Source organism: Cryobacterium sp. TMT2-42-4 (genome assembly GCF_004402645.1).
Lineage (GTDB): Bacteria > Actinomycetota > Actinomycetes > Actinomycetales > Microbacteriaceae > Cryobacterium > Cryobacterium sandaracinum.
The window spans coordinates 31072-57317 of the sequence record NZ_SOFT01000006.1 but is presented as its reverse complement, the minus strand read 5'-3'; the positions used below and the strand labels follow the sequence as shown (position 1 = coordinate 57317).

Annotated in this window: 19 protein-coding genes, 1 tRNA gene, 1 other RNA gene and 1 pseudogene; 3 read left to right on the top strand and 19 right to left on the bottom strand. The window is 67.3% G+C overall.

Annotation, left to right across the window (positions count from 1 at the left end; all coding sequences use genetic code 11):
* Window positions 1–246 precede the first annotated feature (246 nt).
* The 4 genes from E3O18_RS01120 to ffs all read right to left on the bottom strand — a co-directional run bounded on the left by E3O18_RS01120 (window position 247) and on the right by ffs (window position 6431).
* Window positions 247–1461, bottom strand: coding sequence for an acetate kinase (locus tag E3O18_RS01120; RefSeq protein WP_134394925.1), 1215 nt, complete (start codon window positions 1459–1461; stop codon window positions 247–249).
* The gene (gene pta / locus E3O18_RS01115) at window positions 1458–3719 is read right to left on the bottom strand and encodes a phosphate acetyltransferase (RefSeq protein WP_134394924.1); all 2262 of its coding nucleotides are present in this window, start codon (window positions 3717–3719) and stop codon (window positions 1458–1460) included. The genes E3O18_RS01120 and pta overlap by 4 nt, the downstream gene beginning before the upstream one ends.
* Before the next feature lie 3 nt (window positions 3720–3722).
* Window positions 3723–6191: a phosphoketolase family protein gene (locus tag E3O18_RS01110; RefSeq protein WP_134394923.1), complete on the bottom strand. Its 2469-nt coding sequence runs from the start codon at window positions 6189–6191 to the stop codon at window positions 3723–3725.
* 143 nt (window positions 6192–6334) lie between these two features.
* An RNA gene (gene ffs, locus E3O18_RS01105) (signal recognition particle sRNA small type) lies at window positions 6335–6431 on the bottom strand.
* A 151-nt stretch (window positions 6432–6582) separates the two neighbouring features.
* Between ffs and E3O18_RS01100 the strand changes: the two genes are divergently transcribed.
* Window positions 6583–6670: transfer RNA gene (locus E3O18_RS01100), tRNA-Ser, on the top strand.
* Between the two features lie 474 nt (window positions 6671–7144).
* Here E3O18_RS01100 and E3O18_RS01095 read toward each other — a convergent pair.
* The 3 genes from E3O18_RS01095 to E3O18_RS01085 all read right to left on the bottom strand — a co-directional run bounded on the left by E3O18_RS01095 (window position 7145) and on the right by E3O18_RS01085 (window position 9547).
* Window positions 7145–7387, bottom strand: a complete 243-nt coding sequence (locus tag E3O18_RS01095) for a ferrous iron transport protein A (protein WP_134398493.1) — start codon at window positions 7385–7387, stop codon at window positions 7145–7147.
* Between the two features lie 101 nt (window positions 7388–7488).
* On the bottom strand, window positions 7489–8187 hold the full coding sequence (locus E3O18_RS01090; protein WP_241976463.1) for a TrkA family potassium uptake protein: 699 nt from the start codon (window positions 8185–8187) through the stop codon (window positions 7489–7491).
* Window positions 8180–9547: a potassium transporter TrkG gene (locus tag E3O18_RS01085; RefSeq protein ID WP_347232323.1), complete on the bottom strand. Its 1368-nt coding sequence runs from the start codon at window positions 9545–9547 to the stop codon at window positions 8180–8182. Before E3O18_RS01085 ends, E3O18_RS01090 begins: the two co-directional genes overlap by 8 nt.
* Window positions 9548–9701: 154 nt before the next feature.
* On the opposite strand from E3O18_RS01085, the gene E3O18_RS01080 reads away from it, so the two are divergent.
* Entirely contained in the window at window positions 9702–10235 is a 534-nt protein-coding gene (locus E3O18_RS01080) for a hypothetical protein (RefSeq protein WP_134398491.1), read from the top strand.
* A 160-nt stretch (window positions 10236–10395) separates the two neighbouring features.
* The gene (locus E3O18_RS01075; protein WP_134394920.1) at window positions 10396–10578 is read left to right on the top strand and encodes a hypothetical protein; all 183 of its coding nucleotides are present in this window, start codon (window positions 10396–10398) and stop codon (window positions 10576–10578) included.
* A gap of 155 nt (window positions 10579–10733) precedes the next feature.
* Here E3O18_RS01075 and E3O18_RS01070 read toward each other — a convergent pair whose 3' ends face one another.
* The 12 genes and pseudogenes from E3O18_RS01070 to E3O18_RS01015 form a co-directional block, all read right to left on the bottom strand.
* Window positions 10734–11537 carry a GNAT family N-acetyltransferase gene (locus E3O18_RS01070; protein ID WP_134398489.1) on the bottom strand — a complete coding sequence of 268 codons (804 nt, stop codon included), beginning with the start codon at window positions 11535–11537 and terminating at the stop codon, window positions 10734–10736.
* 180 nt (window positions 11538–11717) lie between these two features.
* Window positions 11718–13091 (bottom strand): FAD-binding oxidoreductase, encoded by a 1374-nt coding sequence (locus E3O18_RS01065; protein WP_134417266.1) that lies wholly within the window; start codon window positions 13089–13091, stop codon window positions 11718–11720.
* Window positions 13092–13320: 229 nt separating this feature from the next.
* Window positions 13321–14598: a saccharopine dehydrogenase C-terminal domain-containing protein gene (locus E3O18_RS01060; protein ID WP_134398487.1), complete on the bottom strand. Its 1278-nt coding sequence runs from the start codon at window positions 14596–14598 to the stop codon at window positions 13321–13323.
* A gap of 259 nt (window positions 14599–14857) precedes the next feature.
* Window positions 14858–15571, bottom strand: a complete 714-nt coding sequence (locus tag E3O18_RS01055) for a phosphatase PAP2 family protein (RefSeq protein ID WP_198410546.1) — start codon at window positions 15569–15571, stop codon at window positions 14858–14860.
* A gap of 259 nt (window positions 15572–15830) precedes the next feature.
* Window positions 15831–17108: a multidrug effflux MFS transporter gene (locus E3O18_RS01050; RefSeq protein ID WP_241973434.1), complete on the bottom strand. Its 1278-nt coding sequence runs from the start codon at window positions 17106–17108 to the stop codon at window positions 15831–15833.
* 236 nt (window positions 17109–17344) lie between these two features.
* Window positions 17345–18517, bottom strand: coding sequence for an ROK family transcriptional regulator (locus E3O18_RS01045; protein WP_134394916.1), 1173 nt, complete (start codon window positions 18515–18517; stop codon window positions 17345–17347).
* 66 nt (window positions 18518–18583) lie between these two features.
* Window positions 18584–19228, bottom strand: a complete 645-nt coding sequence (locus E3O18_RS01040; RefSeq protein ID WP_198410547.1) for a sugar O-acetyltransferase — start codon at window positions 19226–19228, stop codon at window positions 18584–18586.
* A gap of 70 nt (window positions 19229–19298) precedes the next feature.
* The gene (locus E3O18_RS01035) at window positions 19299–20396 is read right to left on the bottom strand and encodes a Gfo/Idh/MocA family oxidoreductase (RefSeq protein WP_134417264.1); all 1098 of its coding nucleotides are present in this window, start codon (window positions 20394–20396) and stop codon (window positions 19299–19301) included.
* A pseudogene (locus E3O18_RS01030) lies at window positions 20381–21051 on the bottom strand (ThuA domain-containing protein). The gene E3O18_RS01035 and the pseudogene E3O18_RS01030 overlap by 16 nt, the downstream one beginning before the upstream one ends.
* A 63-nt stretch (window positions 21052–21114) precedes the next feature.
* The gene (locus tag E3O18_RS01025) at window positions 21115–22167 is read right to left on the bottom strand and encodes an NAD-dependent epimerase/dehydratase family protein (RefSeq protein ID WP_241976464.1); all 1053 of its coding nucleotides are present in this window, start codon (window positions 22165–22167) and stop codon (window positions 21115–21117) included.
* A 2-nt stretch (window positions 22168–22169) separates the two neighbouring features.
* Window positions 22170–23675, bottom strand: coding sequence for an alpha-N-arabinofuranosidase (locus E3O18_RS01020; protein ID WP_134417262.1), 1506 nt, complete (start codon window positions 23673–23675; stop codon window positions 22170–22172).
* A 72-nt stretch (window positions 23676–23747) separates the two neighbouring features.
* On the bottom strand, window positions 23748–26168 hold the full coding sequence (locus E3O18_RS01015; protein WP_134394934.1) for a glycoside hydrolase family 3 N-terminal domain-containing protein: 2421 nt from the start codon (window positions 26166–26168) through the stop codon (window positions 23748–23750).
* Between the last annotated feature and the right edge of the window lie 78 nt (window positions 26169–26246).

The window sequence follows — 26246 nt, the reverse complement described above, 5'->3', positions numbered from 1 at the left end:
CCCATGACGAACGTAACCTCGGAGAAAATCGCGACACGCCGCATCCGCAACCCACGGATGCCGCGTGTCGCCAAAAACTCCGAAGTCACGCAACCCCGCACCCCGCACCGCGCACCCCGCACCCCGAGCGCCCCAATCCCCCACACGCCAATCGGCCGCCCCCGAAACCCGGAAACAGCCGATCAACGAAAGCATCAACCCAAGCATCAACGAGACACAGGAGCCGAAACCCCTGCCAGCGAACCCCTACACCGACGGATGCGTGCGCTTGATCGTCCCCAGCGTCTGCCGGGCGATCTCCAGCTCCTCGTTCGTCGGGATGACGAGCACGGTTACCCGGGAGTTGTCCGTGGAGATCACGCGCGGCGCGCGGGACTTGGCTTCGTTACGCACGGGGTCGATTTCGATCCCCATGCCCTCGAGTCCGGCCAGGGCGCCCGCGCGCACGATCGGTGAGTTCTCGCCGACCCCCGCGGTGAAGACGATGACGTCCACGGTTCCGAGCTGCGCGTAGTAGTTGCCGACATAGCCTTTGATGCGGTGGAAGTACACGTCGAGGGCAGCCTGGGCGACCGGGTCGCCCGCGACCGCGGCATCCTCCACGTCGCGCATGTCGCCGTTGCCGGCCAGGGCCAGCATGCCGCCGCGGCGGTTGAGCAGGTCGTCGAGCTCGGCGGTGGTCATCCCGGCCCGGCGGCGCAGGTGGAAGATCACGGCCGGGTCGATGTCGCCCGAGCGGGTGCCCATCACGAGCCCCTGCAGCGGGGTCATACCCATGGAGGTGTCGATCGATTCTCCGCCGTCGACGGCACACACGGATGCCCCGTTGCCCAGGTGCAGCACGATCGTCTTGAGCTCGGCCAGGGGTCGGTCGAGATAGGCCGCCACGGCCTCCGAGACGAACTTGTGCGAGGTGCCGTGGAAGCCGTACTTGCGCACGCGGTACCGCGTCGCGATGTCTTTGTCGATCGCGTAGGTGTACGCGGCCGGCGGCAGCGTCTGGTGGAACGCGGTGTCGAACACGGCGACGTGGGGCACGTTCGGGAAGCTGGCGCGGGCGGCACGGATGCCCTGCACGTTGGCCGGGTTGTGCAGCGGAGCGATCTCGGAGAGGTCCTCGATGTTCAGCTCGACCAGGTGGGTGATCTCGGTCGGCTCGAAGAACCGGTTGCCGCCCTGCACCACGCGGTGGCCGACGGCGATCAGGTTCGCCTCGGACAGCTTCGGACCGTGCTCGGCGAAGGCCTCGATCATCACGGCGAAGCCGGCGGTGTGGTCCATGATCGGCAGGTCGCGCTCGGTGCGGCCGTCCTTCGACGTGCCCGCGGTGTGCCGTGAGTGCCCGATCGGCTCGCCGATGCGCTCGACCAGGCCGCTGGCGAGCTCGGTTTCGGTGTCCATGTCGATCAGTTGGTACTTGAACGAGGACGATCCGGAGTTGACGACCAGGATGGCGGTCATGCGGACACCGCCACTGCGGCCGAAGCGGAAGATGCCGCACCGGAAGCCGAAGCTGCCGGGGCGCCGGACTCGGACGCTGCGAGCGTCGCGGCCTGGATCGCGGTGATGGCTACGGTGTTGACGATGTCCTGCACTAGTGCTCCTCGAGAAAGGTCATTGATGGGTTTGCGCAGGCCCTGGAGGACGGGGCCGATGGCCACTGCTCCGGCGCTCCGCTGCACGGCCTTGTACGTGTTGTTGCCCGTATTCAGGTCGGGGAAGATGAAGACGGTGGCACGGCCGGCAACAGCCGAACCGGGCATCTTCGTGGCGGCGACGGCGGCATCCGCTGCCGCGTCGTACTGGATGGGACCCTCGATCAGGAGGTCGGGGCGACGCTCCCGCACGAGGGCGGTGGCGGCCCGCACCTTGTCCACGTCGGCACCCTGACCGGACTCGCCGGTCGAGTAGCTCAGCATGGCGATGCGCGGCTCGATACCGAACTCGACGGCCGTTTCCGACGCCGAGATGGCGATGTCGGCGAGCTGCTCCGCGGTGGGGTCGGGGTTCACCGCGCAGTCGCCGTAGACGAGCACCTTGTCGGCCAGCGCCATCAGGAACACGCTGGACACGACCGAGACTCCCGGACGCGTCTTGATGATCTGCAGGCTCGGCCGGATGGTGTGCGCCGTGGTGTGCGTCGCCCCGGACACCATGCCGTCCGCCAGCCCGAGCTGCACCATCATGGTGCCGAAGTAGGAGACGTCGGTGACGAGTTCCATGGCCTGCTCGACCGTGACGCCCTTGTGGGCGCGCAGCTTCGCGTACGCCTCCGCGAACTTGCGCCGCAGCACGTCGTCGAAGGGGCTCAGAACCTGCGCCTTGGAGATGTCCAGGCCGAGGCCGATGGCACGCGAGCGCACCTCGAACTCCTCACCGAGAATCGTGATGTCGGCCACATCGCGGGCCAGCAGGGTCGCGGCGGCGCGCAGCACGCGGTCGTCGTCCCCTTCGGGCAGCACGATGCGCTTCTGGTTGGTGCGTGCGCGTTCGAGCAGCATGTACTCGAACATCAGCGGCGTCACCACGTCGGCGCGGCTCACCTTGAGCCGGTCGAGCAGCACGGATGCCTCCACGTGGCCTTCGAAGAGCGCCAGCGCCGTGTCGCGTTTGCGTTGCGAGTCGGCGGCCATCCGTCCGGGCGTGTGCGTGATGCGCAGCGCGGCGTCATAGGAGTTCAGCTCGGTGCTGATGATCGGAACCGAGGCGTCGAGCCCCTCGACGAGCCGCCCGATCTCTTCGGGCAGGGCGAAGCCGCCGACCAGCACGATGCCGGCGATCGACGGGAACGTCGCGGACGAGTTCGCCATCAGAACGGCCAGCAGCACCTGCGGGCGGTCGCTGGGAACCACAACCACGGCGCCTTCGAACAGGCGCGGCAGCACGTTGACCATCGACATGGCCGCCACGACCACGCCGAGCGCCTCCCGGGACAGCAACGCGGGGTCACCCTTGACGAGCGTGCCGTCGGTGGCCTTGAGGATGCTCTTCATGCTCGGAGCCACGAGGAACGAGTCTTCGGGCAACGCCCAGACCGGCACCGCGTTGCGCCCGTTGCCGGGCAACGCGACGGCGTCGATGACGCTCCGCACGGCGTCGATGAGCTCATCGAGCCGAGTCGGATCGGCGCGGTTGACGATCACGCCGAGCAGTGAGACGTGCTCGTCGCGCAGTTCGGCCAGGGTCACGTCGGTCAACTGGCGGATGTCCTCGGCCGTGCGCGGGTCGCTCTGCCCGAGCTGCCGGTCACCCTGGCTGAGCGTGTCGCGCTGGCCGGGACCGACCCGCCCGCCGAGGACCAGCAGCACCGGCACCCCCAGGTTGGCGGCGATGCGCAGGTTGAAGGCGAGCTCGGTGGGACTGCCGACATCCGTGTAATCGGAGCCGATCACGACCACCGCGTCACACTGGGCCTCGACGGCCTTGAAGCGCTGCACGATGCGGCCAAGGGCCGCGTCGGGGTCGAGGTGCACCTCGTCGTAAGTGACGCCGACGCAGTCGTCATAGGTCAGCGGGGGCTGCACGGTGAGCGCAGACGCACTGGACAGGTGCGAGAGCAGCAGCTCGAGCACGTAGTCGGGGTGGTGCGCCGAGCGGGCCACGGGCCGGAACACGCCGACGCGCTGCACCGAACGGAGCAGGGTGTCGAGCACGCCCAGGGCGATGGTGGATTTGCCGGTGTTTCCCTCGGCAGAGGTGATGTAGATACTGTCAGCCACGATTTATACGTTGTCTCCGCCGGTGGAGACACCGGCATTGTCGGGGGTCACGCCGACGCCATCGGCGTCCCAGACCCATTCGGTGACGGCGGGGATGTCTTCCCCGTGGTCGCGGGTGTAATTGCGGGCCCGGAGGCGGGCATCCTGCATCTCCTGGCGAAGCAGGGCGGCGCGGGCGCCGAGTCCGGGAACCCGGTCGATGACGTCCATCACCAGGTGGTACCGGTCGAGGTCGTTGAGCATGACCATGTCGAACGGTGTGGTGGTGGTGCCGTTCTCCTTGTAGCCGCGGGCGTGCAGGTTGCCATGCCCGTTGCGCTTGTAGGTCAGGCGATGGATCAGCCACGGATACCCGTGGTAGGCGAACACGATCGGCTTGTCGGCCGTGAAAATGGCGTCGAACTCGTTGTCGCTGAGGCCGTGCGGGTGGTCCGCCTCGGACTGCAGGCGCATCAGGTCAACGACGTTCACGACGCGCACCGACAGGTCGGGCAGCCATTCCCGGAGGATGGCGGCCGCGGCCAGTACTTCGAGGGTGGGCACCTCGCCGGCGGCGGCCAGCACGACGTCGGGTGAGGTGCCGAACGTCTCGGTTCCGGCCCAGTCGAAGATGCCCAGACCCCGCTTGCAGTGCGCGACGGCCTGGTCCATGGTGAGCCAGTTCGGCGCGGGCTGCTTGCCGGCGACGACCACGTTGACGTAGTCCACGCTGCGCAGGCAGTGGCTGTAGGTGGCGAGCAGCGTGTTGGCGTCGAACGGCAGGTAGACGCGCACGACATCCGCACTCTTGTTCACGACGTGGTCGATGAACCCGGGGTCCTGATGCGAGAACCCGTTGTGATCCTGGCGCCAGACGTGCGAGCTGAGCAGGTAGTTCAGGCTCGAGATGGAGCGGCGCCACGGGATCTCGCGGGTGACCTTGAGCCACTTCGCGTGCTGGTTGAACATCGAGTCGACGATGTGAATGAAGGCCTCGTAGCAGTTGAACAGGCCGTGACGGCCGGTGAGCAGGTAGCCCTCCAGCCAGCCCTGGCACTGGTGTTCGCTGAGCATCTCCATCACGCGGCCGGCGCGGGCGAGGTTCGTGTCACCCTCGTGGAATTCAGCGTTCCACTGCTTGTCGGTGGCCGCGTAGACGGCCGGGGCGAGGCGGTTGGAGGCCGTCTCGTCGGGCCCGAAGATGCGGAAATTGTCGGGGTTGTCACGGATGACGTCGGCCAGCCAGGTGCCGAGAACCTTGGTCGCCTCATCGGTGGTGGCGCCCGGGGAGGGGACATCCACCGCGTACTCCCGGAAGTCGGGCAGCTTCAGTGCCCGGCGCAGCAGCCCGCCGTTGGCGACCGGGTTCGCGCTCATTCGCAGGTCGCCCGCGGGGGCCAGCGACGAAACCTCTGCCACGGGGGCGCCGCTCGCATCGAAGAGTTCGCCCGGCCGGTAGGAGGACAACCACTCTTCGAGCAGTCGGGTGTGCGCCTCGGTGTCGCGGGCGTTGCTCAGCGGCACCTGGTGCGAACGCCAGGAGTCGACGACCTGCACCCCGTCGATGACGGGCGGGCAGGTCCAGCCCTTGGGCGTGCGCAGGATGATCATCGGCCAGCGCGGCCGCTCGGTGTCGCCGGCGAGGGCGCGCGCCTTGATCGCGGCGATCTCGTTGAGCACCTCGTCGAGGGTGAGCGCCATGCGCTGGTGCACGAGGAGGGGATCCTCGCCGTCGAAGCCACCGGCGACGATGTAGGGCTTGTGGCCGTAGCCGCGCATCAGGTCGAGGAGCTCCTCTTCCGGGATGCGGGCGAGCACGGTGGGGTTGGCGATCTTGTACCCGTTGAGGTGCAGGATCGGCAGCACGACGCCATCCTGAAGCGGATCGATGAACTTGTTCGAGTGCCAGCTGGTGGCCAGCGGGCCGGTCTCGGCCTCGCCGTCGCCGACGACCGCGGCGACCAGCAGGTCGGGGTTGTCGAACGCGGCGCCGTAGGCGTGGCTGAGCGCGTAACCAAGCTCGCCGCCCTCGTGGATCGAACCGGGCGTCTCGGGCGACGCGTGACTCGGAATGCCGCCGGGGAACGAGAACTGGCGGAACAGGGCCTTGACGCCCTGCTCGCTCTGGTCGACGCCGGAGTAGATCTCGGAGTACGTGCCGTCGAGGTAGGCGTTGGCCACCATCCCGGGGCCGCCGTGGCCGGGGCCGGTGACGTAGAGGGTGCTGATCGACCGTTCCTGGATGGCCCGGTTCAGGTGTGCGTAAAGGAAATTGAGTCCCGGGGTGGTTCCCCAATGGCCGAGCAGACGAGGCTTAATGTGGTCCCGCGTGAGCGGCTCACGCAATAGCGGGTTGTCGAGCAGGTAGATCTGCCCTACCGACAGGTAGTTGGCGGCCCGCCACCAGGCATCGACGCTGGCGAGCGCTTCAGCGCTGAGCGGATGCGGTGACCGGTCTGGCCAGAGAAAGGGTTTACCGAATGTTTCAGCCATGGTGCCTCCAGGCACTATCGGGGCGGGGGCGTTAACTGCGCCATCTCATCTTACGAGATGAGGCGAAATCGTTATCATTGCTAACGGCCTGCGGCTGTGGCGGGGCTGGGCTGGGCTGGGCTGTTTCTCCGGTGCGCGGGCATGAAAAAGACTCCTCGCGCACCCACCAGAGCCCGGTTACCCTTGCTACGTTTCCGTCCTGGGGGAGTTGGCCGAGATGGCGCCACACGAGGAGCCGACCCTCAGTTTAGACGCAAAGCCGACGAGGCCGAAAACGGGCCGATTCTGGGTCGATTCCGAGCCTGTACCGGGCGGCCGGGGTGAGTGTGCACGGAGGCCGCCGGAAACAGGTAAGATTCTCTAGGTCGTTCCTTGAGGGAACGTTCGGCCAGGAGAATTCGCCTAGTGGCCTATGGCGCACGCTTGGAAAGCGTGTTGGGTGAGAGCCCTCGGGGGTTCGAATCCCCCATTCTCCGCCAAATCGTACTGCAGCACGTGCGCGGGTACCAGTCTCGACGCCCTCGACAATCAACTCTCGGGGGTGCGAATCTTCCGCCCCCGCAGTGCTGCTTCCCTGCTCGGATGGGGCTAACTCAGGAGATTCAAGCCGCACGCGGACATCCACCGCCTGATGCCGGGGCAGAAACCGCAACTGGCCGAGGTTCTCCTGAGTTAGCCACCGACCCGCGTGCACAGCTCCCGCACATTCTGCCGGATGTGGCCAATAGAGGCCTGGAACAGCCCCCCGCCGAGAATTGGCAGGAGTTATGCACGACGCGAGGCTCCGACTGCGCCCGGCATGGGGCCAATTCAGGAGATCCGGGCGGACCGCTCTGCCGTGGCCGCAGACCAGTGCGGAGCAGCCTGCGGCCGCTCACGGATCTCCTGAGTTGGCCACGGGAGTGTCGGGGCAGGTCCGGCGAGCACCGGCGACCACCGGCGAGCATCGGGGACTAGTCGGCGAGCGGATGCCGCGGCGCACGCGGCGCGGGCGGCGGCGGCACCGGCTTCGCGGCCACGACATCGGCGAGCGCGAGGGCGACCAGACCGCGTTTGGTCTCAACCATGCACCCGGTGTCGGAGACGGACCTCAAGTAACCCACGGCATCGGTGACCCCGCCCTCGATGCGGGTGCGCACCACGATTCGGGTTCCGAGGGTGGTACTGGAGACGAATTGGGCGGCGGCGAGGCTCATCCGGCTGAGCCTACTCTTCGAGCCCGAGCCGAGCCCAGCCGCACCCAACCCAGCCCCGCCGCACCCAGCTCCTCGCCGACCGGGAAGGCCGACGGCATCCGCTACCTGAGGCGGCTGAAGGACTCCACCTTGCGCACGTCGCCGGCGATCAAAATGACGTCGTCGGCCTCCAACGTCGTGTCAAGCGTCGTGTAGCTCCAGCCCTTGCCGGGGCGGTTGAATGCCGTGACCGTGACCCCGTGGATGGTGCGCACGCTCGATTTGCCGAGCGGCACGCCGACGATCTCCTGCGGCGGGTTCGTCTTCACGAGGGCGAAGTTCTCGTCGATCTCGATGTAGTCCTGCATCACCCCGCGCACGAGGTGGGCCACCCGTTTGCCCATGTCCTTCTCGGGGTAGATGACGTGCTTGACGCCGATCTGGCGCAGGATTTCACCGTGTGGGTCGCTGACCGCCTTGGCCCAGATATTCGGGATGCCCAGCTTGAGCAACAGGCTCGCGGTGAGGATGTTCGCCTGGATATCGCTGCCGATCGAGACGACCGCGCTGCTGAAGTCCGGCACCGAGAGCTGGCGGAGGGTCTCCTCCTTGGTCGAGTCGGCGCGCACGACGTGGGTGAGCAGGCCGTTGTGCGCCTGCACGATCTCCTCGTCTCCGTCGATGCCGAGCACCTCGCTGCCGCTGGCCATCAGCTCGAGTGCAAGGGCGCTGCCGAAACGGCCCAGACCGATCACGACGATCGCATCCGCTTCGGCCATGCGTGCGGGCTGCTGGTGCCCGAACAGGGAAAACTTAGCCAATGATGGGCCTCTCTTTCGGTAATTCGTACCCGGTGGGGCGGTCCCGCAGGGCGAGCGCCGAGGCGAACCCGATGGGGCCCAGCCGACCGATGAACATGAGCAGCATCAGGATGGTCTGACCGGCCGGGGGCAGACCCGCGGTGATCCCGGTGGAGAGCCCCACCGTACCGAACGCGGAGATCACTTCGAACAGAAGCGCATCGAGGCCGATATCGGTGATCAGCATCAGGGCGACCGTGGAGACCGTGATCACCGCAACCGCCAGGAGCACGATGGTGATCGCCTGACGGTGCACGGCCCGGGAGAGGCGCTTGCCGAAGACGTTCACGGCCACCTCGCCGCGGATTTCGGTCAGCAGGATGAAGAACAGCACAGCGAAGGTGGTGATCTTGATGCCGCCGGCGGTGCCGGCCGGGCCTCCGCCGATCAGCATGAGCACGTCCATGCCGAGCAGGCTCGCGGAATCCATCGCCCCGATGTCGAGGCTGTTGAACCCGGCCGTGCGCGTCTGCACCGACTGGAAGAAGCCCACCAGGAGCTTGCTCGGCCAGTCCAGCGGTCCGAGCGTGCCCGGGTTGTTCCACTCCACGCCGGTGATGAAGACGGTGCCCGCGACCAGAAGTGTGATCGTTCCGGCCAGCACGATGCGGGTGTTCATCGACCACTTCAGCGGGTTCCGGAGGTGCTTGCGCAGCTGCATGATCACCGGGAAGCCCAGGCCGCCGAGGATCACGGCGGCGGCGATGGGCAGGCAGATGAACGGGTCCGTCGCATAGGAGATGAGGTTATCGCTGAACAGGGCGAAGCCCGCGTTGTTGAACGAGGACACGGAGTGGAACACGCCGAGCCAGATGGCCCGGCCCGGCGCTTCGCCGTATCCGATCCAAAACCGCAGGCTCAGCAACACCGCCACGATGCACTCCACGATCAGGGAGATGCGCACGACGCCGAGAACCAGCCCGCGGACATCCTCGAGCCCGAAACTCTTGACCTCGGCGGCCGCCGTCATGCGGGACCGAAGGGACATCTTGCGGATCACGGCGAGCCCGATGACCGAGGCGAACGTCATGATCCCGAAGCCGCCGACCTGGATCAGGGCCAAGATGATGACCTGGCCGAACGGCGACCAGAACAATGCGGTATCGACAACGGTCAGCCCGGTCACGCAAACGGCCGACGTGGCCGTGAAAGCCGCGATCAGGAACGGGGTGCCGCCGGGGCCGGGCGTCGCGATCGGGATCATCAGCAGGACCGTGCCGACCAGGATGGCGGCGGCGAATCCGGCGACCACGACCTGCGCCGGATGCAGTCGGGCGCGCGGACCGCGCGGACCGCTTCTACGGAGAGACAAGGATGGCACCCGCTCACTATACGGTTCGCGGGCATCCGTCGCCTGTTCCGGTTTCGACACGGCACCCCCCCTATCGGTGACTGCCGCACTCACGCAAAATCCGAGATAATCTGTGTACACCGGCGAGGGGGAACCAAGGGTGAGATTCAACGGGGGTGTGCGCATGCACACGCACGCATTGCGGCCGCACGGCCGGTTGCTGGTGCAGTCGGGGCTTTCCGTCCTGGCCCTTGTCGCACCCATCTCCGCCGTGCTCTTCTGGCTCAGCATCCCTAACGGCACCTGGCGTCCGGTTGCCATCGCCCAGGTTGTACTCCTGAGCATCTGCGCACTTGCCTATCTCGCCTACACTCGCACCATCATCCGTGTCGATTCCGAGGGCATCTCGGAACGCGGCTTCATGGGCCTGGTCAAGGACTTCTCGGCGGACGAGATCGGCAACGTCGTGCTGCTCGACCTCTACCGGAGCGGGGCGCTCGACACGCAGCCGCAGCTCTTCGTCACCGGCACCGACGGCCGACTGCTGGTGCGCATGCGCGGGCAGTACTACTCGCGCGGAGCCATGGACACGGTGGTCGATCAGCTCGGCGTACCCGTGGTGCGGGTGCCCGAACCGATGACCCTGCAGGATCTGAACCGGGTGCGCCCCGAACTGCTCTACTGGTTCGAGCGACGCTTCACCCGGCACGGGGAGTAGCGCGGCATCCGTTCTTCGCCGCTCCGCGAATCAGACCACGTGATCGATTACACCTCCGAGGATTTCACAGCCAAGGGGCGGCAGAACGAGGTGACTTTCGATCTCCGGCAATCGCTCCCTGTTTGACTGCCGCCGCGCGTCCACCCCACGCGGAACGCTGGTGCTGTCCTCCGCTGCCGGCGGTCGTCTCCTCGGCCCGATCGGGCACATCCTCGCCGCATCGGCCCTGGGAATCTTTTCGCGGCAGAGCCTCCGCCCGCTCGTGCCGTCGGCCAGCGCCACCGATCTCGATGTGATGCGCGAGCTCATCGACCCGGACACGGTCGCGCCCGGATCGAGATGACCTACCCGCTGAGCCGGACCGCCGCCGCCCTGCCCCACTTCGACGAGGAACGCACCCGAGGCAAAAACCGCCGTCTCGATCTGGGACGGGGTGGCGGCTGGCGCGGAGTGGCGGCGCGCGCAGGGCGCGCAGCGCGCACCGCGGGCGGGCGAGGCTCAGTCAGGGGCCGGTCGGCGGTCGGGGACATCCGGTGTGAAGATGTAATCGTTGTTCTCAGTGAGCTCGGGGCGCATCCCGCGAGACAGGTTGTTCTGAAACAGTGCCCGGGACTCGTCCCGGCGCCGGACGGCCTCGGCCGGGTCGTCGGCGCGCAGCCGCTCGAAGTCCACGTCAAGAGGCAGCGAGTCGCTGCCCGTCCAGACTGGGGGGAGTTCGCCGGCCAGTGCCCGGAGGGTGCGCGGAGAATCGAGGCGCCAGCGCACCTCGAACCGGTCACTCCGGTCGCTGCCGGTGATGACGTCGTCGAGCCGGCCGTAGAAATCCGGCAGGAAGCGCACCACCTCGGCGCCCAGCTTGACCAGGTTGAAGTGCGCGTTGCGGCGGATCAGCGGGTCGAAAGTCCAGCGCATGTCTGCGATGCCGTGCTGCAGGCAGAGTGCCCGCTGGAAGAGTTTGAGCGCGTAGCCGACCCCACTGCCGCGCTGCCACGGCACGACCGCTGCCATGTGCGAGTGCAGGTGGATGCCGTCGGTCCAGCCGAGGAAGCCGAGCGTCGCGCCGACCGGTTTGCCGGCCTTGGTTGCCATCATCACGGTGTTGCCGGCGAAGTCGAGCGCCAGGAGCATCGACCTGTCGGGGCTGTGGCCCACGCCCCAAGTGCGCTCGAACAGGCCGATCACCGCGGCGAGGTCGCGGGGTTCAGCCTGCCGCACGGTCACCCCGGCAGCCGCGGCGGCTGAATCCGCGGCGGCCTCCGCCTGCCGCACGGCGTGCTGCGAAACCCCCGGCTCAACGCTCATGCGTCGAGTAGATCACACCAGGCCCGGTCCCCGGCAGCCGGCCACCGTGGCAATTCGTCGGAGATTTTGCCCGAAAGCCAGATTTTCGGCCCCAAACCGGCTGTTATCGGCAAAACCTCCGTCGAATTCGTTCACGCACCGGGCACACACCGGAGCAGCCGCGCGGCACGAGCGCCCCCGCTAGTGTCCTCGACCCGAGACCACGTCGGCGACGGACGCGATCGGCGACGTCGTCCGCCGCCGGGTCAGCTCGGCGTGGTCGGCCAGCGAGTAGGCGCGGTAGAGCGCGTGCACGGCGAGCCAGCGCAGCGGCTCCGGCTCCCAGTTACGCACCCGGTGGTTCACCCATGGCAGCCGGGTGAGGCCGGTGTCGTTGCCGAGGATCAGGTCGGTCAGCGTGCGCCCGGCCAGGTTCGTCGTGGCCACCCCGGTGCCCACATAGCCACCGGCCCAGGCCAGCCCGGTCGCCGGGTCCAGCCCCACGGTCGCCGCCCAGTCGCGCGGCACGCCGAGCACCCCCGACCAGGCGTGGTCGATCTGCGCGCCAGCCGTCGCCGGGAAGAACCGGGTCAGGATGCCTCGCAGCGCCTCCACCGTGCTCGCCGGGGTCCGCCCGTCGGAATCCGTCTGCGACCCGAACCGGTACGGCACGCCCCTACCGCCGATCGCGATGCGGTCGTCAATGGTGCGCTGCGCGTACATATAGGCGTGCGCCATGTCACCGAGGGTCTCCCGGCCTGCCCAGCCGATGCTCTGCCAGACGTCCGAGCTGAGCGGCGCGGTCGCGATCAGCGACGAGTTCATCGGCAGCCACGCCCGGTGCAGTCCCTTCAGGCCCGCCGTGAACCCCTCCGTCGCACGCACCACGAACTCCGCCTGCACGGCGCCGCGGTCGGTGATCGCCCGGTGCGGCGTGATCTCGCTGACCCGGGTATTCTCGAAGATTTCCACGCCGAGGCCCTCCACCACCCGGGCAAGCCCGGCCGCGAGTTTGGCGGGGTTGATGCGCGCGCAGTGCGGGTGCCACATCGCCCCGGTGGCGCCGGCCACGTCGATACGGGCGCGCGCAGCCGCCGGGGAGAGGAGTTCGACATCCGTCATGTCCCAGGCCTGCTCTGACCGAGCGGATGCCTCCAGCCTTCGTTGCTGCGGCTGGTCGTAGGCCACGGTGAACTCACCGCCCTTGACGATGTCGGCGTCGACGCCCTCGGCCTCGGCGACCCGGATCACCTCGTCCACGGTCTCGTTCATGCCGGTCTGGAACCGGGCCGCCGCGCCCCGGCCGTGCGACTTCACGTACTGCTGACGGCCGCCGGTGACCGAGTTGGTCAGCCAGCCCCCGTTCCGCCCTGACGCTCCGTAGCCGGCGAAGCGCTGCTCCACGATGACGATCCGAAGCGCCGGGGCCGCCTTCTTCAGGTAATAGGCCGTCCACAGCCCGGTATAGCCGGCACCCACGATGCACACATCGGCCGTCGTCGGCCCGGGCAGTGGGTCGCGGTTGGCCGGCCGGCCGAGCTGGTTCCACCAGAAGGAGACATCACCATTGATCATTCCCGCACCGCTTTCGTTCCGACGGATGTTTCGCGCTCAGTCACAGCATCATCTCGCATCCGGCTCGGTCGGGCGGTGATCCCGATCCCGCCCTGCCGGGATTCGCGTCGCGCGGGTGGTGCGCCGTTGCGCGGATGGCACGCCACGCGCGTAGCGGCGCACCACCCGCGCCGCGGCCGCAGCTATGCGCTCGGGCATCCGCCTGGCACGTCGCAGGGTCGAGTGCGCGTCAGGACGCCAGCCGGTCCTCCATCCCCCAGGGCTGGCCGTAACCGCCCTCGGATTCGGGCGCGCTCATCAGGTCGAGGAACGCCTTCGCATCGAAGGCCTCCGGGCCGAGCACGCCGATGCCGGCCCAGGTGCCCGCGGCCAGCAGTTCCAGGGCGATCACCGGGTTCAGGGCGGTCTGCCAGACCACGCACTGGGTGTCGTATTCGCGCATCGTCCACTCGTTGTCTGCGACGTGGTAGAGGTAGACCTCGCGCGGCAGGCCGCCCGGCCCCGTGCCGGTGACCCACACGCCCGCGCAGGTTTTGCCGGTCATCCGCGGGCCGATCGTAGCCGGGTCAGTCAGGCAGGCGGCCACCACATCGCGTGGGGCGACCAGCGCCGGGCCGGAGGCGCTGCGCACCCGCACCGGGTCGACCCGGTCGAGGCCGAGCAGGTGCAGGGTCTTCAACACGCCGATGAATTCCTCGCCGAGGCCGTACTTGAAGGTGACCCGATTCGCGTCGAGCCAGCGCGGCATCAGCACCACCTCCTCGTGCTCCACGTTCACGCATTCGACCCGGCCGATGCCCTCCGGAAAGTCGAACATCTCCGGTTCACTGAACGGCTCGGTGGTGAACCAGCCGCGGTCCTTCTCGAAGATCAGCGGCGGGTTCAGGCACTCCTCGATCGTGGTCCAGATGCTGAACGAGGGCGCGAAGATCTCGTTTCCGACGTCGTCGTGCACGACCAGGTTGGCACCGTCGCGCGTGCCGAGCTCCTCGATCTGCCGGAACAGGTGGTCCGAGGCGTAGCGGGCGAAGACATCCGAGAGTCCCGGCTCGACGCCCATGCCCACCAGGGCGAGGCGGCCGGCGGTCTCCCAGTCGGCGGCCTGCGCGAACTGGTCGTCGCCAAGCATGACCCCGGTCTGGCGGTAGGGGTCCGTGGGGTGCGGTTCGGACAGGCTCACGGCCATGTCGAGGTAGTCGCAGCCGGCGGCGAGCGCCCCGGCGAACACCGTGGGCACGAACTTCGGCTCGACCGCGTTCATCACGTGGGTGGCGCCGTGCCTGAGCGCGACGCCGGCGACCATGTCCGGGTCGCCGGCGTCGATCTGCTCGGCGGAGAACCGGGCTGCCACCGCGTGCCCGTGCTTCAGGCCGATTGCGACGATGGTGCGTTCCGCCCGGGCCCGGTCGTAGTCGCACACGATGACGTGCTCGAAGAACGTGCGCCTGGCGATGATCTTCGCGAACGCGTCGCCGACGCCGCCCGCCCCGACAAGGAGGATTCTCATGCGTCGACGCTACCCCGGGGCATCCGTCGCCGTCAGCCCCGCGCGTCGCCCTTCACCGATTCGACAGAGATTTCGAGGAAAACGCGCGTTTCGGGCTGATGTGGGGCTGTCGTGAGGAAAATCTCCGTCGAATTCGTTAGGGGCGACGGATGCCTCGGCACCGTTTCCGATGCGACTGCCGACACGCCCGTGCGCCCTGCCCGAACCAATTCGACGGAGATTTTGCCCAAAACGCGCGATTTTGCCCCGACTTAGGGCTCTACGCGGAATTTCTCCGTCGAATTCGCAAGGGCGACGGATGCTGCGCCGCCAGTTCGCGCTCCCCCTGGAGCTTCGCGGCGACCGGGGCCCACAGCAGCACGGCGACGGACGCACCGAGCAGCAGCCCGCCGATCGTATCCGTGAGCCAGTGTGCACCCAGATAGGTGCGGCTGACCATCATTAGAACCGTGTAGAGGGCGCCGGCCAGCCAAACCCAGACGCGCGGAAAGAGGATGCCGAGACAGACCGCCATGGTCGCCGCATTGGCGACATGGCCGGACGGAAAGGATCCGAAATCTGACATGACCAGCATGTCTTCCGGCCTCGCCCGACCGAACAGTGATTTGAGTACCTGCACCAGTCCCGAGCTCACGATCGTGGCAACCACGAAGAAGCCGGCCGCCCACGGCCGTTTGAGCAGCAGCAGCGCCACCAGAATCAGCACCGGGATCACGATCACGCCGGCGATTCCGGCACCGAGGTAGTTCATCGTGAGCGAGAGATACTCCCACGCGGGCGCCCGGTGCTCGAGGATCTCGTCCATCCACTCGGCGTCGATCTTCAGCGGGCGGCCGTTGCCGCGCAGCACGATCAGGGCGCCGAGCCCCACGGCCAGCAACAGCGCCGCGGACCCGCTGACCAGAGGCCACCGGCGGGCGATGCGCCGGGTGGCGGGGGTGGCTGCGGTCTCGGGGGCGCGCTCGCTCATCATTTGACCATGCTAGATCGGTGCGAGCGTGCGACTGTTCGGCCTGGCCATTTGCCGCGCATCTCCGGGGGCTTACTCAGGAGATCTGCGAAGCCGGTGGCGACGGATGCCGGAATCACGCGGCATCCGTCGTCACCTCGGCCTCGCCATCGGAAATCTCCTGAGTTAGCCACCGGCGGCAACTGACGCCTAAGGACTGGCCACTGGCCACTGGCCACTGACCGGAGGCTGACGGATGCCGCCACCCGGCGCCCATCCGGCCTCAGTACCCCAGCGCGGGCACTGACCGGGGGCGCACGATGAGCCACAAGGCGAAGATCGACACGATGGCGGTGACGCCCATCACGGCGCCCATCGGAACCGCTGTCCCGACGCCGAGCACGCCGACGACCGGGGAGATCAGTCCGGCGACGCCGAAGTTCGCGGCGCCGAGCAGCGACGCGGCGGTTCCGGCCTCATGCGCGTGCGCGTTCAGGGCGATGACCTGCACGCTGGGGAGGGTGAAACCGCAAGCCGCGATGAAGAACCACAGCGGCACCAGGGTGCCCCAGAGTCCCGCGCCGGCGAGGTCGAGCAGCACGATGGCCGCGGCCGTGATCAGGAGCACCACGGTGGACACCGAGATGATCCACTGCGGGCCGATGTTGAAGCGGTGCATGAGTCGGGAGCTGAGCTGCACACCCATCACGATGCCGAGCGAGTTGACGGCGAAGAGCACGCCGTACTGCTGCGGGCTGAAATCGTAGACCTGCTGGAACAGGAACGACGACGCCGAAAGGTAGGAGAACAGACCCGTGAAGGTCATCGCCCCGATAATCGCGACGCCGACGAAGATCCGGTCGCTGAGCACCGCACGGTAGCGCTGACCGAGGGAACTGTGCCCCTTGGTGTGGCGCTCGGCATCCGGCAGCGTCTCGACGATCCAGAACGCGACGGCCAGGATCACGACCGCACCGTAGGCGGCGAGCACCCAGAAGATGCCGCGCCAGCTCATCACCAGCAGCAGCTGCGAGCCGATGACCGGGGCCAGCACGGGGGCCAGGCCGCTGATCAGCGCAAGGCGGGAAAGCATCTTCACGAGCGGCTTGCCGCCGAACAGGTCGCGCACCATCGCCAGGGCGACGACCGCGCCGGCCGCGGCGCCGAAGCCCTGCAGCAGACGGAAGACCCCGAGCCAGACGATGTCCTGCGAGAGGGCGGCGCCGACACTCGCCAGAATGTGGAAGCCGGTCGCGAGCATCAGCGGCAGGCGGCGCCCGACCTTGTCACTCCACGGGCCGACCACAAGCTGGCCGAACCCGAACCCGATCATGGTGCCGGTGAGGGTCAGCTGGATGGCGGCCGCCGAGACACCGAACTCACCCTCCAGGGTGGGGAACGCGGGCAGGTACAGGTCGATCGTGAACGGGCCGAGAGCGGTGAGCGCACCGAGCACGAGGATGTAGACCAGGCGCTGGCCGCGGGAGAGAGCGTCGCCGGGATGCTTCGCGGCCGACCTCAGGTCGGCGGCGGTGATGACGGTGATGGCGGCGGTAGTCACGTGGTGTTGATCCTCGTATCGATGGGGCCGGCCCGATGGGGCGCAGGCGTGCTGGTCTGAAAAGGTGTTCGAGGCACCGCATCACGGGCGTCAGTACCAGCAGCGGAATACGGAACCGCTCTTGGAGACAAGGCAGCCACGCCGGCGCCTATTCCCCCATGCGGGGAACACCGCGGAAGTTGCAGATATCGGCCCGATCGTGCACCGGGCGCCCGCCGCTTCGGCGCCCTCGGCGTTCAGCCCACGGCGGGCAATCCGCTCGGGTCGTCGAGCAGCTGCTCGAAGGCAAGCTCGGCAGCGCCGATCATCAGCAGGTTCGAGCCGAGTTCGGCCGCGCTGACCCGCACGAGGTCGAAGGAGGAGCTCAGGGTCATCGAGGCCACGGCCAGCCTCAGGCGCTCCGGGTCGACCGAGAACAGGGCCGCCAGGAATCCGCCGAGCACGACCAGCTGCGGGTTCAGGATGTTGATCGCCCCGGCCAGGGCCACCGCCAGGAAGTCGACCTGACGGTTGACCTCGGCCCGCACGGCGGGCGCGTCGGAGGCGAGCAGTGCCTGCTCGAGTTCGTCGGCATCCGCGCCGGCCAGGCCGAGGGGTTCGAGGAGTTCCTCGCGGGTGACCTCGGCTTCGAGGGTTCCGGCGATCCCGGCCGTGTCCGTTCGGGCGCTGTCGCTGACCCGGATGTGGCCGAACTCCCCCGCGTAGCCGGCGATGCCGTCCACCACGGTGCCGCCGATGATCATGCCGCCGCCGATGCCGCTGGCGCCGCCGTTGAGGTAGATCAGGTCGGTGAAGCCCTTCCCCGCACCGAAATGGTGCTCGGCCATCGCGCCGAGGATCGCATCGTTGGCGGCGGCCACGGGATAGCCCGTGGCCTGCTCGAGCATGTCCTTGAACGGCTCGTCCACCCAGCCGAGGTGGGGGGCCTGGCGCACCAGGCCGTCGGGGGCGCGCACGAGTCCCGGAACAGCGACGCCGATTCCGACCACGCGGAAGCGGGTCTCGAGTTCGCCTCGCATCCCCTCGATCACGGCGGCGGAGATGTTCACGGCCTCGCTGGCGGTCGGCGGCCGTTCGGTCGGGTAACGGATGCGGCGGTGCACGGTGCCGTCGAGCCCGACGATCCCGATCGTGACGGCGTCGATCTCGGGGTTCACCGCGAGGGCGACCACCCGTTCGGCGCAGAAGACGACCGGACTGGGCCGGCCCACCTGGTTGGTGGATTCCGGGTCGCGCTCCCCGACGAGCCCGAGCGACTCGAGTTCGGCGACGAGAGCGGCGATGGTCGACCGGTTCAGGCCGGTCCGACGCGTCAGCGCCGCGCGCGGCGTCGGTCCGTCCCTGTGCACCAGGCGGAGGACGACCGACAGGTTGTGCCGTCGCACGTCGTCGTTGTTGGTTCCCTGCATCAGTGCCTTCCCATCAGGTAATCAATCCAAGGCTACCGCCGCCCGGCTGTGCCCGTTCCGGACGTGCTACAGCGACGGGCCGGTCGGTGACGACTGGCCCTCGGCCGCGGTCTCACCCTCGTCGAGCGTGCGGACGACGCGAGCCGGGTTGCCGACGGCGATCACTCCCGGCGGCACATCGCGGGTGACGACGGAGCCGGCGCCGATCACGCTGCCGGCACCGATCGTGACGCCGGGGCAGACCACGACGTTGCCGCCGAGCCACACATCGTCGCCGATGTTGATCGGCGACACCCTCTCGTAGCCGGCCCGTCGCTCGTCGATGTCGAGGGCGTGGACCGGTGTGTACAGTCGAACGCTCGGGCCGATCAGGACGTTCCGCCCGATCGTGATCTCCCCGCCGCCGAGGGCCAGGAGGTCGGCATTGATGAAGGTGTGGGCACCCACGTGCAGCCTTGAACCGTAGTCCAGGTACAGGGGCGGCCGGAAGTCCAGGCCCTCTCCGGCCGTGCCGAGCATGCCGACGAACAGCTCCTGGGCTGCGTCCCGGTCCTCATCGAAGAGAGCGGTGATGCGCCGGCAGGTGCGTTGGGTGGCGATCGTCATCTCGGCGAGCTCTGGGCCGGAGCGGTATCGGTACCAGTCCCCGGCGACCATCTTGTCGTACTCCGTGGGCTCGGGATCCGGCAACGGGCTATTTGTTTGAAGCATAAACATAATCCTATTCCCTAGTCGGCCTGTGACCCTGCAGCACTGCGACCGGCCCTGCGGGACCTTCCTGCTACCAGCGGCTCGGCAGGGCGCCCTCGGGCACGATGGCCGGCCGTTCCACGGTGCTGGTCAGTTCCATGACAGAGCGATCATGGGCGGCGCGCAGGATGGCGTCCATGATCTCCAACACGTGGAAGGCCAATTCTGCGGAGGCCCGGTGCGGGCGATCGGTTTCAATGGCCCTCGCCATGTCGGCCAGGCCGTAGCCGCGCCCGGCATCCGCATACCCGGCCTCGGGCTCCACCTCGCGCCAACGACGGTCGTCACTCGTGTAGAGCTCAGTCGCATCGCTGAAACGGTTCGGGTCAGGCACCGCGATCGTTCCGAGAGTGCCGTAGATCTCGATGCGCGGCAACCGGGCCGCCCACACATCGAAGCTCATCATGACCGTCGAGGTGACGCCCGATGCATGCTCCAGCAAAGCGGAAACGTGTGTGTCGATCTCGACCCTGAGGCTCGTTCCCTCGAGCGGCCCGGTCGCCACCGTGCGCTCCCGCCCCGAGCGTCCGACGCTGCCCGATACGCGCACGACCGGTCCGAGCAGCGTGACGAGGGCGCTCAGGGAGTACGGGCCCATGTCGAACAGCGGCCCGCCACCCTCCGAATAGTAGAACTGCGGGGCAGGGTGCCAGAGTTCGTGCCCCGGCGCCGTCCAGAAAGCGGATGCCGCCACCGGCGTTCCGATGCGGCCGTCATCGAGCAGCGCACGGGCAGTCTGCACCCCCGTACCCAGCACAGTGTCCGGAGCGGACCCCACCCGCAGACCGCGTTCGACGGCCAACCTGAGAACAGGTGTCGCCTCGTCCGGATTCAATGCGAGGGGCTTCTCCCCGTAAACGTGTTTACCGGCTGCCAGCGCGCGCAGCGCCACCTCGGCGTGGGCTGCCGGAATGGTGAGATTCAGCACCGCGTCCACGTCGGGCGAGGCGATCAGCTCGTCGACGGTCAGTGCCGGCACACCCTGCTCCGCCGCCACGGCGGCCGCGCGAGAAGCATCCAGATCGGCGACCGCCACGAGCTTGAGTCCGGGGAGCTTGGGAAACTCGGCGAAATACTGCTCGCTGATCTTTCCGACGCCGACTACTCCTATTCTCAACGGGCTGCCCATAGCAGCCCCCTTTCGATCATGGTGCGCACGCTGGCGTTCTGCAGAATGTCGACCCGATGCCCGGGGGTGGACACGAAGATGCGCCCCTGTCCCCACTGCCGGGTCCAGATGGCCGGCGAGGTGACCGGGCGGTGCCACGGGTCCCAGGGGCGAACAGCCTGCGTGGTCGTGGCCAGCACATCGTTGTAGTCGTCGTGGAGCACCCAGTACTGCTCGCTGACCAGATCGAAATCGTCGATGCCCCGGGTGATCGGGTGATCCGCGGCGGCGGGAAGCATGTCGATGCGGTGGGGAACGTAGTTGTCAGATTGTTCCCCGGTGTGGTCGGTGGATTCCTTGCCGGGGTGAGCCGCGAATTGACCACCGATGAGTTGCAGGTAGTCAACGTTGGTGCGGTACGAATCGGCGATGCCGCCGTGCCAGCCGCCGACCCCGCGCCGCTTTCGATGGCCGCCTTCAGCCCCGTGAATTCGTCCTTTTCGATCGAGGCCATGGTGTTGGCCTGCAGGACGAGATCGATCAGGGCCATGTACTCGGAATCGGCATACGGCGCCGGTGAGCCTTCGATGCGCACCGTGAAACCGTTCTCCTCCAGAAACGGAATGAACAGATTCGTCGTCTCGATGGGCTGGTGGCCGTCCCATCCGCCACGCACGACGAGTGCGTGACGGGGCGGATGCCTAAGGTGGTGCGGTGGTCATGAATAACCCTTCGAAACTCAAATAGGGACGTGAATGTCAGGCGCGAGCCGTTCGAAGATCGTCCGCGCTTCGTGATACCCCAGCGCCATGCGGTCGATCACGGCTTCGGCAGTCGGATCCCCTGCCGCTTCAGCCGGATGCCCGCTTCGCCAGCGCGCCATCTCCACGACCGTTTCGACGAACGTCCGGCTGGGCGCATATCCCGGAACATACCGGCGAATCTTGGAAGTATCGAAGATCGCACTGTGGCCCAGGTCTCCGACGAACAATTCGGACCAGCCCCAATCGGGTGCAGCAACGGGGAAGAACTCCGACGGAACATGGACGAGTTTCGCCGGCACGCCCAGCGAGGCACCGACGAGCGAGTAGATCTGATCCCAGGTGTAGACGTCATCTGACGTGATGTGGAACGCCTCGCCGATCGCCCGCTGATTCCCGAGCAGCCCCACCAGGCCCTGCGCCAGGTCGGCCGCGTGGGTCAGAGTCCACAACGACGTGCCATCACCGTGGACGACGATTTCGGCTCCACGCTCGATTCGATCGAAGACCGTCCAACCGCCGGCGAGAGGTGGGTTCGCCTCGTCGTAGGTGTGAGACGGTCGCACGATGGTGACCGGGAACCCGTCATCCACATGCGCACGCATCAGGGTGTCCTCGGCGGCGATCTTCTCCCGCGCGTACCGCAGAAAGCCATTCTGACGCAGGTTCGATTCCACGATCGGAACCTGAAGGATCGGCTTGCGATACATCGACGCGGTGCTGATGTGGACGTAGTGGCGGGTGCGATCGCGGAATATCTCGATCGCCTGTGCCGCGTCGGCGGCGTTGAAACAGAGAAAATTGACGACAACGTCGAACCGCAAGTCGCCGAGCGCCGCAGTGACGGAATCACGATCCGTGATGTCACCGGTCAACCAGGTGACCGAGCCGGGCAGCTGTCGCCCCCTGGCGTTGTGTCCACGGTTGAGCACGAACACCTGCATACCCTGGGCGACAGACAAATGAACGGACGACGAGCTGATCGTGCCGGTACCACCGATGTACAGAACTTTTCGCGGCGTGGCAGTCATCGTCATCGCAGGGCAATCGCTGACCAGGAGACCGGAGGCAGCGTCACGGTGATCACGCCGTCGGTGAGCACGGCGTGGGTGAGCGACTTCAATGCCACCCGCGTCTGATCTGCCAGCGTGTTCTGCGCGTAGACATCGGAATCGTGCACGCTGACAGCCTCGTCGATGACGGATGCGCCCAGATCGGCCACTTCGATGGTCACGTCCAACGACTCGGTTTGGCTGCGGTTCACCAGAAACACCGCAGACACTCGGCTCTCCGGGTCGTGGGTCGCCACCGAATCCACCAGAGGCGCGGCGCCGTAGACGGCCGTCTCATAGGTGCCGACGTCGATTCGCGGTCGCAACACCTCGCCGCGAGCTAGCCGCGATGTCACCGAGAACGGGAAGAATGTCGTCTGACGCCAGGACGCCCCACCCGGCTCCGTCATGATGGGCGCGATCACATTCACCAGCTGGGCCAGTGACGCCGACCCCACCCGGTCGTGATTCTTCAACAGGGTGATCAGCAGATTGCCCAGCACCACGGCATCCGCCACCGAATAGGTGTCCTCCAGCTGACGCGGTGCCACGCACCACTGCTCATTGACCTCCTCTGACGCCCGGTGCTCGTCGAGGTACCAGATGTTCCACTCGTCGAACGAGATCTTGATCGTCTTCTTGCTGTGCAATTTGTTCTTCACGTGATCGGCCGTCGAGACGACGGTGTCGATGAAGTACTGCATGTCCAGCGACGACGCGAGATACGATCCCAAATCCCCTTTGCGCTCCTGGTAGTACGCGTGGGCGGATATGTAGTCGACGTGCTCATAGCTGTGCTCGAGGACGGTGCGCTCCCAATCGCCGAACGTCGGCATCGACGAACCCGAGGACCCGCAGACGACCAGCTCCAGATTCTTGTCGGCGGCCTTCAACGCCTGCGCCGTTCGAGCGGCCAGCTTGCCGTAATCATCGGCCGACATGTAGCCGGTCTGCCACGGACCATCCATCTCATTGCCCAGGCACCACATCCGAATGTCGTGAGGTGCGGCCGTGCCGTTGGCAATGCGTTGGTCGCTGAGCGCCGTGCCAGACGGGTGATTGGCATACTCCAGCAGATCGAGAGCGTTTTCGATGCCCCGCGTGCCGAGATTCACCGCCATCATCAATTCGGAGCCCGTCAGATCACACCACCGCGCGAACTCGTCCAGGCCGACCTGATTGGTCTCGAGTGAATGCCACGCCAGGTCGCGGCGCACCGGGCGTTGCTCCTTGGGACCGACCCCGTCTTCCCAGCGATAACCGGAGACAAAATTGCCGCCGGGATAGCGGATGGTCGACGAGCCCAATTCCCTGACCAGGTCGACGACATCCAGCCGAAAACCGTCCTCGTCGGCCGTCGCGTGTCCCGGCTCGTAGATGCCGTCGTAGACACACCGACCCAGATGTTCCACGAAGGAGCCGAAGATACGACGGTTGACGGGGGCAACGACCGCCGTGCGGTCGATGGCAATGCACGCGTTTGTCACTGGTGCGTATTCCTTTGGTTCTTGATGTGCAGGGAAGCGGGAGGGAGGCTGTTCGGCTCAGGTGTGGCGCGTTCAGGCGGACACCTGTTCCCGGACCAGCGCGTCCTGTCGAACGGCCACCGTGCGGAGATCCGCCGCGGTGATTTCATGGACGTCGCCGGTGATCGAAACGATTGCGCGGGCGGTCGACACACCGGGTATCCGTCTCACCGGTATGAGCTTCTCGCTGACGATGGCACTGATGGCGGCCTCCTCGGCAGGCACGCCGCCTGAGACGGCCACGTGGGAGGCGAACCACACCTCGACGTTGCCGGGCTCGACGATCTTGACCATGCGTCGGTCGCTGAAGGCGAATCGGCTCGCCGGCACCGAGAAGGTCAGTCGGCGGGACTCGCCCGCATCGAGTTCGACCCGGGAATAGCCGAGCAGTTGCGCCACCGGCCGGGCTACCGTGCCGTGCACGTCGTGGCCGTAGAGCTGCACGATGTCGGTTCCGCGAACGGCGCCCGTGTTGGTCACCGTCACCGTGGCGGTGAAGCCGCCAGTGGCAGGCGCGGCGGGATCGACTACGTAGTCGGAGTAGTCGAAGGAGGTGTAGGACAGACCGAACCCGAAGGGGAACACCGGTGTCGAATCGGTGGCGGTGACGTCGGACGGCCCGCCGAGAACCGGGTGCAGGTACGAATACGGCTGTGCACCGGCCGACCGCGGCATGGAGACGGGAAGGCGTCCTGATGGATTGACCCGGCCCGTGAGGATGTCGGCAATCGCGAGGCCGCCGCCCTCTCCGGGAAAGAATGCCAGGAGTACGGCAGCCGGGGCTGCGCTCCCGCCCTCGACGGCCCAACCGATCGCGTACGGCCGCCCGGTCAACAGCACCATGATGACGGGCGTTCCGGTCGCGATCACGGCCTTGACGAGTCGGCGTTGCAGACCTGGCAGCTCAAGAGATTCGGAGTCATTGCCCTCGCCGACGGTGCCGCGACCGAAGAGGCCCGCTTGGTCGCCCACGACGACAATAGCCAGTTCACTCGCCGACGCAGCGTCCACGGCGGCGGCGAAGCCGGACTCGTCGTCGCCTTCGACGGCGCACCCCTCGGCGTACACGAACGCCGGCATGGCGAGACCGGCCGTGTGGAAGGCACCGGGGAGCGACTCGAGTACCGTCGGGATCTCGAAGCCGAGCGGGAGATCGGGATAGCCGGCGAGAACATGGTTCGCGAAGGAGTAGCACCCCTGAAGCGCCGTGGCACGGTGAGCGTTGGGGCCGATGACCGCCACCGTCGAGAGCGGCCGCGCCCTTCGCTCCAGCGGCAGCACCCCGTCATTCGACAACAGCACGATGGATTCCTCGGCCAGTCGGCGGGCCAGCTCCCGGTGGCGCGGCGAGTCGAGGTCGATGTCCGTCGGCGGCTCATCCTCGTAGGCGTCCTCGTCGAGAAGCCCCAGCTCCTCCTTCTGCGCGAGAGCGCGCAAGACCGCACGGTCGACATAGGCCTCGTCGAACAGACCGGCGCGGATGCGGTCGGCCAGGGGCTGCAGGTAGGCGTCGCCGGTGGGCAGTTCGATGTCGATGCCCGCTTCCAGCGCGAGCGCCGCCGCCTCGCCCCGGTCGGCCGCGACGGCGTGCATGACTTCGAGGAACGCCACAGCGAAGTAGTCGGCGACGACGACACCGTCGAAGCCGAGTTTCTGCCGCAGGACACCGGTCAGGTAGTCGGCGTTGGCGGCCATCGGGATTCCGTCGATGTCGGTGTATGAGTTCATCACTGACTTCGCACCGCCGTCGAGGATCGCCATCTCGAACGGTGGCAGGAAGACATCGGCGATCTCCCTCGGACCCGCGTGCACCGGTGCGTGGTTGCGTCCGGCGCGCGACGCGGAGTATCCGAGAAAGTGTTTCAGCGTCGCGTGCACCCCTGCGCCCTGGAGCCCGCGCACGTAGGCCGTGCCGACGGTGGCGACCAGATAGGGGTCCTCGCCGATGCACTCATCCACCCGGCCCCAGCGCGGGTCCCGGATGACGTCGAGCACCGGGGCGAGCCCCTGGTGGATGCCCAGCTGCTTCATCGAGTCGCCGATGACGCCGGCCATCTCCTCGACCAGCGCCGGGTCGAAGGAGGCTCCCCACGCGAGCGGAGTCGGGAACGCGGCCGCCTTCCAGGCGGCGAGTCCGGTCAGGCACTCTTCGTGCACGAGCGCGGGGATTCCGAGGCGCGTCTCCCGCTTGAGGCGGCGCTGCTCGCCCCACAGCCACGCGGCGCGTTCCGCCGGATCCACCGGCCGCGTGCCGTAGACACGGGTGTAGTGCCCGAGGCCGTGGCGGGTCACCTCGGACAGGTCGCCAGGAGCCTTCTGACCTGCCGCCATCTCGCCCTGCATGGGCGCGACGACGCCGCTCTGATCGAGCCAGTAGCCGACAATCTGGGCGAGCTTCTCCTCGAGGGTCATTCGGGCATGGAGCGCCAGTACGCGCTCCGAGACCTCCGGCATGGCTGAGATGGCATGGGTCACGGGTTCAACACTTTCCTTCAGAGGATCAGATATGCAGTTGGGACAGCGCGCGGTGCG

Coding starts and splice junctions, on each gene's coding strand:
- E3O18_RS01065 (WP_134417266.1), bottom strand. CDS start 13,091: ATGATCAATGGTGATGTCTCCTTCTGGTGGAACCAGCTCGGCCGGCCG.
- E3O18_RS01045 (WP_134394916.1), bottom strand. CDS start 18,517: ATGCAGGGAACCAACAACGACGACGTGCGACGGCACAACCTGTCGGTC.
- E3O18_RS01095 (WP_134398493.1), bottom strand. CDS start 7,387: ATGAGCCTCGCCGCCGCCCAATTCGTCTCCAGTACCACCCTCGGAACC.
- E3O18_RS01055 (WP_198410546.1), bottom strand. CDS start 15,571: ATGATGAGCGAGCGCGCCCCCGAGACCGCAGCCACCCCCGCCACCCGG.
- E3O18_RS01120 (WP_134394925.1), bottom strand. CDS start 1,461: ATGACCGCCATCCTGGTCGTCAACTCCGGATCGTCCTCGTTCAAGTAC.
- E3O18_RS01060 (WP_134398487.1), bottom strand. CDS start 14,598: ATGAGAATCCTCCTTGTCGGGGCGGGCGGCGTCGGCGACGCGTTCGCG.
- E3O18_RS01025 (WP_241976464.1), bottom strand. CDS start 22,167: ATGACTGCCACGCCGCGAAAAGTTCTGTACATCGGTGGTACCGGCACG.
- E3O18_RS01070 (WP_134398489.1), bottom strand. CDS start 11,537: ATGAGCGTTGAGCCGGGGGTTTCGCAGCACGCCGTGCGGCAGGCGGAG.
- E3O18_RS01035 (WP_134417264.1), bottom strand. CDS start 20,396: ATGGGCAGCCCGTTGAGAATAGGAGTAGTCGGCGTCGGAAAGATCAGC.
- E3O18_RS01015 (WP_134394934.1), bottom strand. CDS start 26,168: ATGCCGGAGGTCTCGGAGCGCGTACTGGCGCTCCATGCCCGAATGACC.
- E3O18_RS01040 (WP_198410547.1), bottom strand. CDS start 19,228: ATGCTTCAAACAAATAGCCCGTTGCCGGATCCCGAGCCCACGGAGTAC.
- E3O18_RS01110 (WP_134394923.1), bottom strand. CDS start 6,191: ATGGCTGAAACATTCGGTAAACCCTTTCTCTGGCCAGACCGGTCACCG.
- E3O18_RS01080 (WP_134398491.1), top strand. CDS start 9,702: ATGCACACGCACGCATTGCGGCCGCACGGCCGGTTGCTGGTGCAGTCG.